The following is a 12,552-nucleotide window of genomic DNA, read 5'->3' on the forward strand; positions in this document are numbered from 1 at the left end:
CCGGGCAATGAAGGGGTTGTGGCCTGTCCGCCGTGTTGCGGCTGGAAGGTCTTGCTGCTGAAAGGCCCCGCTACCGTAAAAAGGAATGTTTCCATGTCTGCCCGCCATACCAAGGTATTGATCATTGGCTCTGGTCCCGCCGGTTATACCGCGGCGATCTACGCGGCCCGCGCAATGCTGAAACCCGTGCTGATTGCCGGCATGGAACAGGGTGGCCAGCTGATGATCACCACCGATGTCGAGAACTATCCGGGCTTTGCCGATCCGATCCAGGGCCCTTGGCTGATGGATCAGATGCTGAAGCAGGCGACCCATGTGGGTGCGGAAATCGTCAGCGATCTCGTCACCGAAGTTGAAACCAATGTACGGCCTTTCGTGGTCAAGACCGATTCCGGTCAGGTCTGGACCGCCGACACGCTGATCATCGCAACTGGCGCCAAGGCCAAGTGGCTGGGTATCGAGAGCGAACAGCATTTCCAGGGCTTCGGCGTTTCGGCCTGCGCCACCTGCGACGGCTTCTTCTATCGCAACAAGGATGTGATCGTGGTCGGCGGCGGTAACTCCGCCGTGGAGGAAGCGCTCTATCTCGCCCATATCGCTAAATCTGTGACCGTCGTGCACCGCCGCGACAGCTTCCGCTCGGAAAAAATCCTTCAGGAACGGCTGTTCGCGAAGGAAAACGTCAAGATCCTGTGGAACACGGAAATCGCCGAAATCACCGGCGCTCCCGCCAAGCCGCCCATGCCGCCTTCCGTCTCGGGCGTGAGGTTGCGTGACACCAAGACCGGCGCGATCAGTGACACGCCGATCGACGGCGTCTTCGTCGCCATCGGCCACGCGCCGGCGGTTGAACTGTTCAAGGGCAAGGTGAAGCTCAAGGACAACGGCTATATGTGGACCGCACCCGATTCCACCGCAACCGATGTTGAGGGCATTTTCGCTGCCGGCGACGTCACCGACGACATCTACCGTCAGGCAATCACCGCCGCCGGTATGGGCTGCATGGCCGCCCTCGAAGCAGAACGGTACCTCACCGCGCAACAACCGCTCGCGGTAGCAGCGGAATAACCGAAAGGCAGGATAGGCATGGCAATGCCATTGGACTGGGATAAACTGCGCATTTTTCATGCCGCAGCCGAAGCGGGGTCTTTCACCCATGCTGCCGACAAGCTGCATTTGTCCCAGTCGGCCATCAGCCGTCAGGTCAGCGCACTGGAGCAGGATGTCGGCGTCAAGCTGTTCCATCGCCACGCCCGCGGCCTGATCCTCACCGAACAGGGCGAGTTGCTGTATCGCACAGCCCATGACGTGCTGCTGAAGCTCGAAACCGTCAAGATGCAGCTCACCGAAACGACGGAGAAGCCGAGCGGCAAGCTGCGCGTGACGACGACCGTTGGTCTCGGCCAAGGCTGGCTGACGGACAAGGTGCAGGAGTTCCTGCAGCTCTATCCGGAAATGTCGATCCAGCTCATCCTCGACAATGAGGAGCTGGACGTGAACATGCGGCACGCCGATTGCGCCATCCGCCTGCGTCAGCCGCAGCAGTCGGACCTGATCCAGCGCAAGCTGTTCACGGTGCATATGCACGTCTATGCCGCGCCGTCCTACATCAACCGTCACGGAGAGCCGCAGTCGGTCGAAGATCTCGACAATCACCGCATCATCTCCTTCGGTGAACCGGCGCCCAACTATCTCCTTGATGTCAACTGGCTGGAAAATGCCGGACGCTCTTCCGACAATACGCGCACGCCGCATCTGCAGATCAACAGCCAGACATCGATCAAGCGCGCCTGCCTGCTGGGAATCGGCATCGCCTGTTTGCCCGACTATATCGTCGGACGCGACCCCGGCCTTATCCAGCTGTCGCTTGCCGCAGATATTCCGTCATTCGATACCTACTTCTGCTATCCCGACGAGATGAAAAACGCTGCAAAGCTGAAAGCCTTCCGCGACTTCATCGTCGCCAAGGCGCGGAACTGGAACTTCTGACGTTAAAATAGCCGGCACTTGGCTATCGCGCTTTAATTCCAATAGCTTACGCAAAGCGTTGCGTGAGCGGAATGTTGCCGTTCTCCGGCAGCATTGCACATAAAATATACCGGAAATATCGAGGGCTGCGTGGTGCGCATGCCTGACCTGCACAAAAAAGAGTTGTTTCGTGCACAAAAAAGCACCATATCGCTCTCAGCTGATGCACACGGTGGCTTTTCCTCCCAGTTCCACCGCATCAGCTGTTCCCCTCTGGAGGTTTTTGACCTTCACACTTAAAGGGCCCTGGATCTATCCGGCGGCCCTCTTTTTTTACCCGCAAGAATTTTCTCCAAATTGGCGAAATATCGCATGATGCAACCTTGTTTTGCATTATTGCCGCTCCCATATTTTAGTTGGCTGTCACGCTCGCCCAAGGCACGCGACAGCTGTTCCCCTCTGGAGGTTTTGACCTTCAAACTTGTCAGGCCGCGGAGACATCCAGCGGCCTTCTTTTTTGGAACCGCCTGCCCACTCCCCACGGTCCTCACAGAGACGTGACTTGTATATCGAAAATGATCGATATAAATATCGTTCATGTCAGATATTAAAGAAACCCAGATGAACCCGGAGGAAATCCTCAAGGCCCTTTCGCACCCTGCAAGGCTGAAATTTCTGGAATGGCTGAAGCGCCCGGAAAGTCACTTCTGTCAGGAGCACCCGCTCAGCATGGGGGTGTGCGCTAACCAGTTTCAGATCAGTGGCCTGTCGCAATCCACCGTCTCGTCGCATCTGGCGGTGTTGCAAGCGGCCGGTCTCATCAGGTCGAAAAAGGTCGGGCAATGGGTGTTTTTCGAACGCAACGAGGAAACCATCGACGCTTTCCGCAATTATCTGCAAGCCAATCTCTGAGCCTCCCAAGCTTTGAGCCCCGGGGTGCCGGACAGGAACCGCAACGCGGGTTTCGATCCGGCACCCGACCCGGATAGCGCGCCTGCCGCGCAATTTCGCCAACCGACCAGAAAGTGAAGTCGCATGACCAGTCTTTTCGAACCGGCACAGGCCGGCGATATCGCACTCGCCAACCGTATCGTCATGGCCCCCCTCACCCGCAACCGCTCGCCGGGCGCAATTCCCAACAATCTCAACGCCACCTATTACGAGCAGCGCGCCACAGCCGGGCTGATCGTCACCGAAGGCACGCCGATTTCCCAGCAGGGTCAGGGTTATGCGGACGTTCCGGGTCTCTACAAGCGGGAAGCGATCGAAGGCTGGAAACAGGTCACCGATGGCGTGCATTCAGCCGGCGGCAAGATCGTCGCGCAGATCTGGCATGTGGGCCGCATTTCCCACACCTCGCTGCAGCCGCATGGCGGTCAGCCGGTTGCTCCTTCCGCCATTCCCGCCAAGTCGAAGACCTATATCATCAATGATGACGGCACCGGCGCCTTTGCCGAAACCTCAGAGCCCCGCGCGCTCACCATCGACGATATCGGCCTCATCCTCGAGGATTACCGCAGCGGCGCACGCGCGGCTCTGGAGGCCGGTTTCGACGGCGTCGAAATCCATGCCGCCAATGGCTACCTGATCGAGCAGTTCCTGAAATCCAGCACCAACCAGCGCACGGATGAGTATGGCGGCTCGATCGAAAACCGCGCCCGCTTCCTGCTGGAAGTTGTCGATGCGGTGGCGGAAGAGATTGGCGCGGGCCGCACCGGCATCCGCCTTTCCCCCGTTACCCCCGCCAACGATATTTTCGAGGCCGACCCGCAGCCGCTCTACAATTACGTGGCGGATCAGCTCGGCAAGCGCAATCTCGCCTTCATCCATGTGGTTGAAGGCGCAACCGGCGGTCCGCGCGATTTCAAGCAGGGCGACAAGCCTTTCGATTACGCAGCCTTCAAGGCCGCCTATCGCAATGCCGGCGGCAAGGGCCTGTGGATCGCCAATAATGGTTACAACCGCGAGAGCGCCATCGAAGCCGTCGAAAGCGGCAAAGTCGATGCCGTGGCCTTCGGCAAGGCATTCATCGCCAATCCGGATCTGGTGCGCCGCCTGAAAAACGATGCGCCGCTCAACGAGCCGAACCAGCCGACCTTCTATGGCGGCGGAGCCGAGGGTTATACCGACTATCCGGCGCTCGCCTGATAAAGGACCAAGCAAATACGCCGCACTGCTTGAGAGCGGTGCGGCGTATTTCTTTCAGCGCAGGCTTCGCGCCTGCCGTGCGGCAAAATCGGAAAACGCGCCCATGACGAAGGCGTTGGGCACATGCAGCGCCTGCAGAAAGCCATTGCCCGTTTCCCGGCCGATGCTCATCAGCGCCACCTGAAGACAATAAAGACCGAGCAGGACCAGCGCGCGGGCAAGGTTAGGCCGCAGCTCGTCATATCGCAGAGCGAGGACCATCAGCGACAGGATCGGAACGGCGATCAGGAAACCGAGCCCCTTGTGCAGCGAAAGCAGCGATCCATCATAATAGAGCGAAAGCCCGGCCAGCAGCACCTGCGCGAAGATCAGCACCGGCACGCTTGCCGAAATTACGACAAACAGGCGACGCCGAGCCGACACCCCATTCGCAACCGTCGCCATCACACCCTGCCCCCGGCATCGGCCGGATGAGGAAGGCTCGTCGGGTCCTGCCTCTGCTCAAGGCAGCCGAGGCTCGCCAATGTCGTCGATACCGCGACATCGATTGGTGTTTTGGGTTCCGTTCCAAGGAAATCCGTCAGCTTGCGATTGCTCATCCGGATCGGCATCTGCCAGAGATATTGCATTTCCAGCACTTCGCGGAACAGGGGAACGAAAGGGGCGGCCAATTTGATGCCCGACCAGAATAGCCGCCTCCGCTTGACCGGATGCCCCACAACCCGCTCGATCGCGTCAATCAGCTGCAGCCCATCGAAATCCCAGAAACCTTCCATATGATAGACGGCGAAAGCCGGAAGCTCGCCTGCCCGGTCCAGCAGCCGGCCAATCGTCTCCGCCACGTCAGGCAGATAGGCCCATTGATGCCCCGCATGAGGGGCGGCGGGATTCTGGACGCTGCGGACCGGCTTTCCGGGCTTCACCAGCATCTGCGAAAACCAGTTATTTCTCGCATCCGGCCCAAAGAAATCCCCCGCCCGGACGATCAGAACCGGCACACCACGCATCGACGCCATTTTCAGCCGCCGCTCCATTTCCACACGCAGCGTACCCTTGCGGGTAAAGGGCTTTTGCGGGCTCTCTTCCGTCAGGAGGGGAAACGCATCCGGGCCGAAATTATAGACGCTGCCCGGAAAGACGATCCTCGCCCCGCAGGCTTCGGCGGCGGCGATGGTGTTGTCCAGCATCGGCAATACCTGCCTGTCCCAGTTGCGATATCCGGGAGGGTTGACCGCATGGACGATCAGCCGCGCATCCTTTGCCGCGTCCAGAACGTCCTGCCGGTTCATGGCGTCGCCGGTCACCAACTCGATATCACCAGTGGTGCGGGACGCTGTTTGCTGGCGTATCATCGCCCTCACCCGCCAGCCACGTTGCTGCAGCATCCTGGAGACCTGGCTGCCGACACCGCCATTCACCCCCAAAATCAGGGCCAGAGGCCGATCATTCGCCGCTGTATCTGCGTTGTTTTCATATATCATCGCCGTACTCCATGTTGTGGGCTGGAGTATCGTCCCGTTCTGCGATATACGAAATTATCGAAATAAGTGGAACAGCTATACAAAATCTTATGACCAGAAGCCGTGACATCAGCTGGGATTTTTATCGCACCTTCCTCAGCGTGCTGAGCGACGGTTCGCTTTCCGCCGCCGCGCGCGAACTCGGCATCACCCAGCCGACGGCGGGACGCCACATCGGCGCTCTGGAAGAAGCCGTCGGTTTTCCGCTGTTCATTCGTTCGCCCCATGGATTGATGCCGACGGAAGCAGCGCTTGCGCTCCGTCCCTATGCGGAAAATCTGGCGGCGACGACCGCGGCCCTCATGCGCGCGGCCTCCGGGGAGGTCGGCAAGATCGAAGGCACCGTGCGCATCAGCGCCTCTGATATCATCGGCGTGGAAATGCTGCCGCCGATCATCACGGCCATGCAGGAGGTACACCCCCGGCTTGAAATCGAGCTTTCGCTCTCCGATACGCTGGAAGACCTCTTGAGGCGCGAGGCCGATATCGCCATTCGCATGACCGAGCCGCAGCAGGATGCGATCGTCATGCGTTACATCGGTAATTTCCGTCTGGGATTTCATGCGACGCGCGACTATCTCGCGAGAGCCGGCGCTCCGAAGAGCATGGAAGATTTGAACCATCACCGCATGGTCGGCTTCGACCGCAAGACGCCTTTCATCCGGGCGGCCATCCAGCGGATGCGCTCGCTCGATCCTGAAATACCCGATATTGAGGAAATTTCCTTCGAAATCCGCGCCGACAGCAACCTTGCCCAACTTGCCATGATCCGCGCCAGCGCGGGCATCGGCGTCTGTCAGATCGGTCTGGCGCGCAAGGACCCTCGGCTTGTGCAGGTGCTTCCGAAAATCGACATCCCGCTCCACACCTGGGTCGCGATGCATGAAAATCTCAAGACTTCACCGCGATGCCGTGCCGTCTTCAGCGCCCTCGTCGAAGGCCTCAAGGGTCATCTCAAAGAAACCGATCCGGGTGCTCCGCCAAAACGGCGCTAGCGCCAATCCAGCATCGATACCGCAAAACTCGCTCATCAAAACGGTCTGGCCGGCTGTGACGTCTTGTCGACCACCTCGGCTTCCGGCCGATCGCCGCCCTGGCTATATTCCTCATGCCAGTGGCCGCTCTCATCCTGATAGCTGATTTCCTCGTCATCGCCTCCCACCTGCTGTTCGGCGGCAACGATGCGCGCGGCCTCGACCGCATCGGCATAGGTAGGAAATGTTTCGGAATAAGCGCCGTTCATGCGGTAGGCGAAGCCTCCGTCATGTTCGACGATTTCATACACCACTTTGGTCATTCATGGTCCTCCTGTCTCGGTAGGCGACATGGCAACCACAACCGCGTTTCAAGCATTGCACCCGATGGGACAGCGCGGCATGAGCAGCATGTCCTGCGACACCACTATCCTACCAAAAGCATTCAAGCGCAAATCCTGCTTGATCTCACGGACGATACGTCACAGCCTGGGTCTGACAGGGGAAGGGAAATCAATGGCGGGTTCTATTCTGAAACAGGAGCGGATGCTGCTTCTCGCGATACCGGCGGCAATCATCGCCTATATGACCGAGCATGCCATATTCGAAGCCGGAAAAACGGCGGCGCTCATTGCCGCAATCGTGCTGATCGGACTGATCGTTCTCATCTCGATGCGGGTCGCCCACCACGCTGAAATCCTCGCCGCCAAGGTCGGCGATCCCTATGGAACGATGATCCTCACCCTCTCGGCGGTCGCCGTGGAAGTGCTGATCCTCGCCATCATCATGAGCGAATCCAGTTCACCCACCCTCGTGCGCGATACGATCTATTCCGCCGTCATGATCGACATCAACGGCATTCTGGGCCTGGCCGCCCTGCTCGGCGGCCTCCGCCATGGTGAGCAGCCCTATAATGACGATTCCGGCAAGACCTATGGCGTGATGATCCTCACGGCCATGGGTATTTCGATGATCGTGCCGGAGTTCATTCCAGAGCAGAGCTGGCACGTCTATTCCGCCTTCACCATCGTCGCGATGATCGCGCTTTATGCGCTCTTCCTCAAAATGCAGGTTGGCCCTCACAGCTATTTCTTCAGCTACGCCTATCCCCGCAAGGCGCAACCGGCCGGCCAGCCGTCACACGGTCATGCCGAGGAGGAAGACGAAGGCAGCGTTCCGCTCTCGATCGGCCTCATCATCGCCGGCGTGGTGCTGATCGGCGTGCTGGCGGAATTCATGTCGACCTTCCTGAGCGAAAGCCTCGAGGGCACCAGCGCACCGCCCGCACTGATGGCGGTCGTGGTGGCAACAATCTCGGCATCACCGGAAATCCTCACCGCGCTCCGCTCCGCATTGCGCAACCGCATGCAGGCCGTGGTCAATATCGCCATGGGCGCATCGCTCTCGACTGTTATCCTGACCGTGCCTGTCATGGAGGGCATCGCGCTCTATACCGGCCAGCCCTTCATCATGGCCATGACGCCGGTTCAGACCGTCATGGTCTTCATCACCCTCATCGCCGCCGCCATCAACCTCAATGACGGTGAAACCAACGCGATCGAGGGAATGACGCATTTCATCCTCTTCGCCACCTTCATCATGCTGCTGTTTCTTGGGCTTTAAAAACGGGCGTCGCGCCTGGATCTCAAGCATCTGACAAGGCGTAAAAACCTCTCCTCCGTCATCCTCGGGCTTGACCCGAGGATGACGTCGAGCGTGCGGAAGCTCCATCGAACAAAAAAGCCCGGCATCGCTGCCGGGCTTCTTTCAAGACTGTATCAACCGATCAGCGGCAATCGGCGCAGAAGCGCTGGATGCGCTTGCAGGCTTCTTCCAAGAGCGCTTCCGACGTGGCGTAGGAAATGCGGAAGTTCGGGCCGAGGCCGAAAGCCGATCCCTGCACGACGGCGACGCCTTCGGCTTCCAGAAGCTCGGAGACGAAATCCACGTCCGACTCGATGACCTTGCCCGACGGCGCGGTCTTGCCGATCATGCCAGCGCAGGACGGATAGACGTAGAACGCGCCTTCCGGTGCCGGGCAATTGATGCCCTTGGCCTGGTTGAGCATGGAAACGACGAGATCACGACGACCTTCGAAGATTTTCTTATTGGTCGGAATGAAATCCTGCGTGCCGTTCAGCGCTTCGACAGCTGCCCACTGTGCGATGGAGCTCGCGCCCGAGGTCTGCTGGCCCTGGATCATGTCCATGGCCTTGATCAGCGGCAGCGGGCCGGCTGCGTAGCCGATACGCCAGCCGGTCATGGCATAGGCCTTGGAGACGCCGTTCATCGTCAGCGTACGGTCGTAGAGCGAAGGCTCTACCTCGACCGGGGTGACAAATTTGAAGTCGCCATAGGTCAGGTGCTCATACATGTCGTCCGTCAGAACCCATACATGCGGATGCTTGACGAGAACGTCGGTCAGCGCCTTCAGCTCGTCATGGGAATAAGCAGCACCCGACGGGTTGGAAGGCGAGTTGAAAACGAACCACTTGGTCTTCGGCGTGATCGCCTTTTCCAGCGCTTCCGGCTTCAGCTTGAAATTGTCTTCCAGCGTCGTGTCGACAAAAACCGGCGTACCACCGCAGATCGCCACCATTTCCGGGTAGCTCACCCAGTAAGGCGCTGGAATGACGACTTCATCACCCGGGTTCAGCGTGGCCATGAAGGCGTTGAAAAGGATCTGCTTGCCGCCCGTGCCGACAATCGTCTGCTCCGGCTTGTAGTCCAGGCCGTTTTCACGCTTGAACTTGTCGGCAATGGCCTTGCGCAGTTCCGGAATGCCGGAAACAGGCGTGTATTTCGTTTCACCACGCTTGATGGCGTCGATGGCCGCTTCCTTGATATTTTCGGGCGTATCGAAATCCGGCTCGCCGGCGCCAAGGCTGATCACATCGCGGCCCTTCGCTTTCAGCTCACGGGCTTTCTGGGTAACAGCGATGGTGGCGGATGGCTTTACGCGGGAGAGAATGTCGGCAAGGAAGGCCATTTTTAATCGGTCCTATTGGGGTTGACATCAGCAGAGGTTGGAAAACTTGTCATCTGCGGCATTTTCTATGTCGAAAGACAGGCCTTCTTTCAAGGTCAAAAGCCGGCTTATGTGCCGCTGCAGAGAATTTAACCTTCCTTAACCCGGAAGTAACGCTTGATACGCTACATTCGCGAGCCTAGAGGTCGTGTCTCTATAGCTGGTTGAAAAATGGCGCTCAAAAGCATCTTTTCCAGTCTTGTCCGCGAGGTCGATGGCACATGGTCCACGGTCTATCGCACCTTTAACCTGAAATCGGCACTGCAGCCCATTTTCCGCCGCACGATGAGCGGGGTGCTCGACATCGATTCCTTCGAGGGTCTTGTGCGTCCCCACCGCAATGGCGAGCCGGTGACGCCGGGCGAATTTTTCTCGCTGGTCGCGCCGGAAGACATCGAAAATATCGACAGCATCCTGCGCACGATCCATATTCTCAACACCGGCAGGCTCAACCGTTCCCGCGCCCGCATCTTCGTCAACTTCCATCCGGGCCTGTTCCAGACGCCGGCCAAGATGCGCCAGGAAGTAGAGCGCATGCGGCTTGCCGCCCACGAGGCCGGCATGACGGCGGATCGCATCGTCTGCGAAATCTCCGAGAAAAAGGCCTCCGACACACAGATGGTCGCGGACTTCGCTTACCACATGCACGATATCGGCTTTCGCGTGGCGCTTGATGACTATGGCGCCGGCGATTCCGACATCGACCGGGTAAAACTCATCAAGCCGGACTATGTGAAATTCGAAGCGGGCTGGGTGCGCGATTTCATGCAGAATTCGGCGGGCGCAGCCCTTCTGCGCGTCATCGTCCGCCAGTTCCGCGACGATGGGATTGAGCCGGTCTTCGAAGGGCTGGAAACAGGCTGGCAAGTCGATCTCTGCGAGGAACTCGGCGTCCTGCTCATGCAGGGTTACGTGCTGGCGAAGCCCGAACTTGCCCCGACCAGTTTCGACACACGTTTCCCGGAACTCGGCAGTGAATATTTCGCCCCGTCAAGGGCGGAGAGAAATGCTGCACCAACCGCATTTTCTCGGGAAGACCGCCCGGTCGATCCGCATCCTCTGCGCCAGGTCAGGACCTTCGGAAAACGCGGCCTCTGACGCCATATCCGGTCAAAAGGACGCCATATCAGGCTTTGCCACAATATTGCCGCAATAAATGCCGCGGAACGCCAGAATTCGGTCTCCAAGCCGTCCATTTCGAAGCCTCTTTTATCCTTTAAGAACAGGGACAAGAGGCGACAGCCATGTTTACCAACGATCGGACTTCCGTTGAAAGGTTAAGGGCGCAGAGAACGCTGTTTTCCCTCTGGATGGCCGTTGCGGCTTTTCTTGTCATCGTCACCATGGCCGCCGGCATCGCAACCTCGGCCAACGCGGCTGCTCAGGCGATCGACACCCTGCACACATCCGCCATCCCTCAGGTAGCGGCAACCACGAAGGCCGGCCCTCACATCCTGCTCATCGTCCTGTCAGCCGCAGCCTTCATCGGCCTTGGCATTGGCGGCCTGACGCTCACCCGGCGCAGTCTGAAAGACGAGGCCCGCCGCTACAAATAAGCGGCCTTCCCCTCGACTTGCGGCCTCGGCATGTTGCTGCTAAAGCACCCGGGAACAGTCGTCCGCGTCGCCGGATCGACATTCCAAAAATCCCCTGTTTGCCACGGCCGTGACTGAATGATCTCTCGGCCCTGCTCTGCTGGTGCCAACAATGACGCGTATTCAGGCCAATATGCTGCTTCTGCTCGCCGCAGCAATCTGGGGAGGCGGCTTTGTCGCGCAATCCTCCGCCATGGCCTCGATCGGCCCGTTCTGGTTCGTCGGTCTGCGTTTCGCCATTGCCGCCATTGCCGTGCTGCCCTTCGCGCTCATGGAAACACGGTCGCTGAAATCGCCGCCGCGCCGGCGCGAAATCGGCAGCTTCATTCTCGTGGGCCTCGCCCTGTTCGGCGGCGCCACCACCCAGCAGGTCGGGCTCCTGACCACGACCGTCACCAATTCCAGCTTCCTGACCGGGCTCTACGTCATCTTCGTGCCCGTGATTGCCGTCGTGCTTTACCGGCGTCATCCCCACTGGATCGTCTGGCCATGCGCGCTGATGATGCTGGGCGGCATATTCCTGCTCTCCGGCGGTGCCTTCGAGACGCTGACAACGGGTGATATTCTCAGCATCATCTGCGCCTTCTTCTGGGCGATCCAGATCACGCTGGCCGGGCGCTTCGTCTCCGAAAGCGGAAGGCCGCTGGCGCTTTCCTGCACCCAGTTCGCCGTTTGCTCCCTTCTTAGTTGCATGATCGGTGTCGTGTTCGAACCGATAAGCATGGCCTCCATCGAGGCGTCGCTCGCGGAAATCCTCTATGTCGGCCTCGTCTCCTCCGGCCTCGCCTTCGTGCTGCAGGTCATCGGCCAGCGTTACACGACGGCCCCGCAGGCCGCGATATTCCTGTCTTCGGAGGCGCTTTTCGGCGCTTTGCTGGCCTCGATTTTCCTCAACGAAACCATTTCAGGCGCCGGCTACATCGGCTGCCTGATCATATTCGTCGCGATTTTGATCGTCGAACTGGTGCCGGAACTGACGCGCAAACGGCAAAAACCCATGGCCGGAGCGGCCTGACGCAAAAAGAACTTATTTTTCTTATTCCGCCATAAATGCGGGGTACAGCATTCAAATTTTGCCGTGAAATCCTGCGGTAAACGGCAATTATTTCATCAATTGTCGCCCCTGCAGAAAAAATATGCGATTGCGCGATGTTATTCTACCGCAGGTTTTTTATCTGACAAAAAGCCCGTGAAAACTTTTGCTTGCCAATTTTTGATAAACGCATCACTCTACCGCGGTTCGGGCAATTTGCGAGCATGGGAAGGCCTATAAATTTGCGCACTGGGGACGCTATAAACCTCGGGCGGTGGGACGAAAA

Annotated in this window: 13 protein-coding genes; 9 read left to right on the forward strand and 4 right to left on the reverse strand. The window is 58.8% G+C overall.

Features of this window, described 5'->3' with window-relative positions:
- Positions 1–93 precede the first annotated feature (93 nt).
- The 4 genes from trxB (at position 94) to DA915_RS10915 (ending at position 4,116) form a co-directional block, all read left to right on the forward strand.
- Positions 94–1,068: a thioredoxin-disulfide reductase gene (gene trxB / locus DA915_RS10900; RefSeq protein WP_004430412.1), complete on the forward strand. Its 975-nt coding sequence runs from the start codon at positions 94–96 to the stop codon at positions 1,066–1,068.
- A gap of 24 nt (positions 1,069–1,092) precedes the next feature.
- A complete protein-coding gene (locus DA915_RS10905) occupies positions 1,093–1,989 on the forward strand; it encodes a LysR family transcriptional regulator VtlR (protein WP_034498849.1) in 897 nt (298 codons plus the stop codon).
- A gap of 600 nt (positions 1,990–2,589) precedes the next feature.
- Positions 2,590–2,880 (forward strand): helix-turn-helix transcriptional regulator, encoded by a 291-nt coding sequence (locus DA915_RS10910; protein WP_080790196.1) that lies wholly within the window; start codon positions 2,590–2,592, stop codon positions 2,878–2,880.
- A 123-nt stretch (positions 2,881–3,003) separates the two neighbouring features.
- Positions 3,004–4,116 carry an alkene reductase gene (locus tag DA915_RS10915; protein ID WP_060725136.1) on the forward strand — a complete coding sequence of 371 codons (1,113 nt, stop codon included), beginning with the start codon at positions 3,004–3,006 and terminating at the stop codon, positions 4,114–4,116.
- Positions 4,117–4,170: 54 nt separating this feature from the next.
- Here DA915_RS10915 and DA915_RS10920 read toward each other — a convergent pair whose 3' ends face one another.
- Together DA915_RS10920 and DA915_RS10925 are read right to left on the reverse strand one after the other, a co-directional pair.
- The gene (locus DA915_RS10920; protein WP_080866322.1) at positions 4,171–4,560 is read right to left on the reverse strand and encodes a DUF6220 domain-containing protein; all 390 of its coding nucleotides are present in this window, start codon (positions 4,558–4,560) and stop codon (positions 4,171–4,173) included.
- The gene (locus tag DA915_RS10925; protein WP_107675817.1) at positions 4,560–5,597 is read right to left on the reverse strand and encodes an NAD-dependent epimerase/dehydratase family protein; all 1,038 of its coding nucleotides are present in this window, start codon (positions 5,595–5,597) and stop codon (positions 4,560–4,562) included. The genes DA915_RS10920 and DA915_RS10925 overlap by 1 nt, the downstream gene beginning before the upstream one ends.
- Positions 5,598–5,686: 89 nt before the next feature.
- Between DA915_RS10925 and DA915_RS10930 the strand changes: the two genes are divergently transcribed.
- On the forward strand, positions 5,687–6,631 hold the full coding sequence (locus tag DA915_RS10930) for a LysR family transcriptional regulator (protein ID WP_004430398.1): 945 nt from the start codon (positions 5,687–5,689) through the stop codon (positions 6,629–6,631).
- 35 nt (positions 6,632–6,666) lie between these two features.
- Here DA915_RS10930 and DA915_RS10935 read toward each other — a convergent pair whose 3' ends face one another.
- Positions 6,667–6,933 (reverse strand): DUF2188 domain-containing protein, encoded by a 267-nt coding sequence (locus DA915_RS10935; RefSeq protein WP_004430396.1) that lies wholly within the window; start codon positions 6,931–6,933, stop codon positions 6,667–6,669.
- Positions 6,934–7,126: 193 nt separating this feature from the next.
- Here DA915_RS10935 and DA915_RS10945 point away from each other — a divergent pair, with 193 nt between their 5' ends.
- Positions 7,127–8,233 (forward strand): calcium:proton antiporter, encoded by a 1,107-nt coding sequence (locus DA915_RS10945; protein ID WP_107675818.1) that lies wholly within the window; start codon positions 7,127–7,129, stop codon positions 8,231–8,233.
- A gap of 163 nt (positions 8,234–8,396) precedes the next feature.
- Here DA915_RS10945 and DA915_RS10950 read toward each other — a convergent pair whose 3' ends face one another.
- Positions 8,397–9,599 carry a pyridoxal phosphate-dependent aminotransferase gene (locus DA915_RS10950; protein WP_004430390.1) on the reverse strand — a complete coding sequence of 401 codons (1,203 nt, stop codon included), beginning with the start codon at positions 9,597–9,599 and terminating at the stop codon, positions 8,397–8,399.
- Between the two features lie 210 nt (positions 9,600–9,809).
- Between DA915_RS10950 and DA915_RS10955 the strand changes: the two genes are divergently transcribed.
- The 3 genes from DA915_RS10955 to DA915_RS10965 all read left to right on the forward strand — a co-directional run bounded on the left by DA915_RS10955 (position 9,810) and on the right by DA915_RS10965 (position 12,248).
- Complete coding sequence (locus DA915_RS10955; RefSeq protein ID WP_107675819.1) at positions 9,810–10,736, forward strand: EAL domain-containing protein; 927 nt, start codon at positions 9,810–9,812, stop codon at positions 10,734–10,736.
- A 146-nt stretch (positions 10,737–10,882) separates the two neighbouring features.
- Complete coding sequence (locus DA915_RS10960) at positions 10,883–11,194, forward strand: hypothetical protein (RefSeq protein ID WP_080868451.1); 312 nt, start codon at positions 10,883–10,885, stop codon at positions 11,192–11,194.
- 151 nt (positions 11,195–11,345) lie between these two features.
- Complete coding sequence (locus DA915_RS10965) at positions 11,346–12,248, forward strand: DMT family transporter (RefSeq protein ID WP_004430381.1); 903 nt, start codon at positions 11,346–11,348, stop codon at positions 12,246–12,248.
- Positions 12,249–12,552: the final 304 nt, after the last annotated feature.

Source organism: Agrobacterium sp. LAD9 (assembly GCF_003031125.1).
GTDB classification, from domain to species: domain Bacteria; phylum Pseudomonadota; class Alphaproteobacteria; order Rhizobiales; family Rhizobiaceae; genus Agrobacterium; species Agrobacterium radiobacter.

Bases quoted from the DNA above. Each gene is read 5' to 3' on its own strand.
- DA915_RS10955 (WP_107675819.1), top strand. From the start codon at position 9,810: ATGGCGCTCAAAAGCATCTTTTCCAGTCTTGTCCGCGAGGTCGATGGC.
- DA915_RS10965 (WP_004430381.1), top strand. From the start codon at position 11,346: ATGACGCGTATTCAGGCCAATATGCTGCTTCTGCTCGCCGCAGCAATC.
- DA915_RS10905 (WP_034498849.1), top strand. From the start codon at position 1,093: ATGCCATTGGACTGGGATAAACTGCGCATTTTTCATGCCGCAGCCGAA.
- DA915_RS10910 (WP_080790196.1), top strand. From the start codon at position 2,590: ATGAACCCGGAGGAAATCCTCAAGGCCCTTTCGCACCCTGCAAGGCTG.
- trxB (WP_004430412.1), top strand. From the start codon at position 94: ATGTCTGCCCGCCATACCAAGGTATTGATCATTGGCTCTGGTCCCGCC.
- DA915_RS10950 (WP_004430390.1), bottom strand. From the start codon at position 9,599: ATGGCCTTCCTTGCCGACATTCTCTCCCGCGTAAAGCCATCCGCCACC.
- DA915_RS10945 (WP_107675818.1), top strand. From the start codon at position 7,127: ATGGCGGGTTCTATTCTGAAACAGGAGCGGATGCTGCTTCTCGCGATA.
- DA915_RS10915 (WP_060725136.1), top strand. From the start codon at position 3,004: ATGACCAGTCTTTTCGAACCGGCACAGGCCGGCGATATCGCACTCGCC.
- DA915_RS10960 (WP_080868451.1), top strand. From the start codon at position 10,883: ATGTTTACCAACGATCGGACTTCCGTTGAAAGGTTAAGGGCGCAGAGA.
- DA915_RS10930 (WP_004430398.1), top strand. From the start codon at position 5,687: ATGACCAGAAGCCGTGACATCAGCTGGGATTTTTATCGCACCTTCCTC.
- DA915_RS10935 (WP_004430396.1), bottom strand. From the start codon at position 6,933: ATGACCAAAGTGGTGTATGAAATCGTCGAACATGACGGAGGCTTCGCC.
- DA915_RS10925 (WP_107675817.1), bottom strand. From the start codon at position 5,597: ATGATATATGAAAACAACGCAGATACAGCGGCGAATGATCGGCCTCTG.
- DA915_RS10920 (WP_080866322.1), bottom strand. From the start codon at position 4,560: ATGGCGACGGTTGCGAATGGGGTGTCGGCTCGGCGTCGCCTGTTTGTC.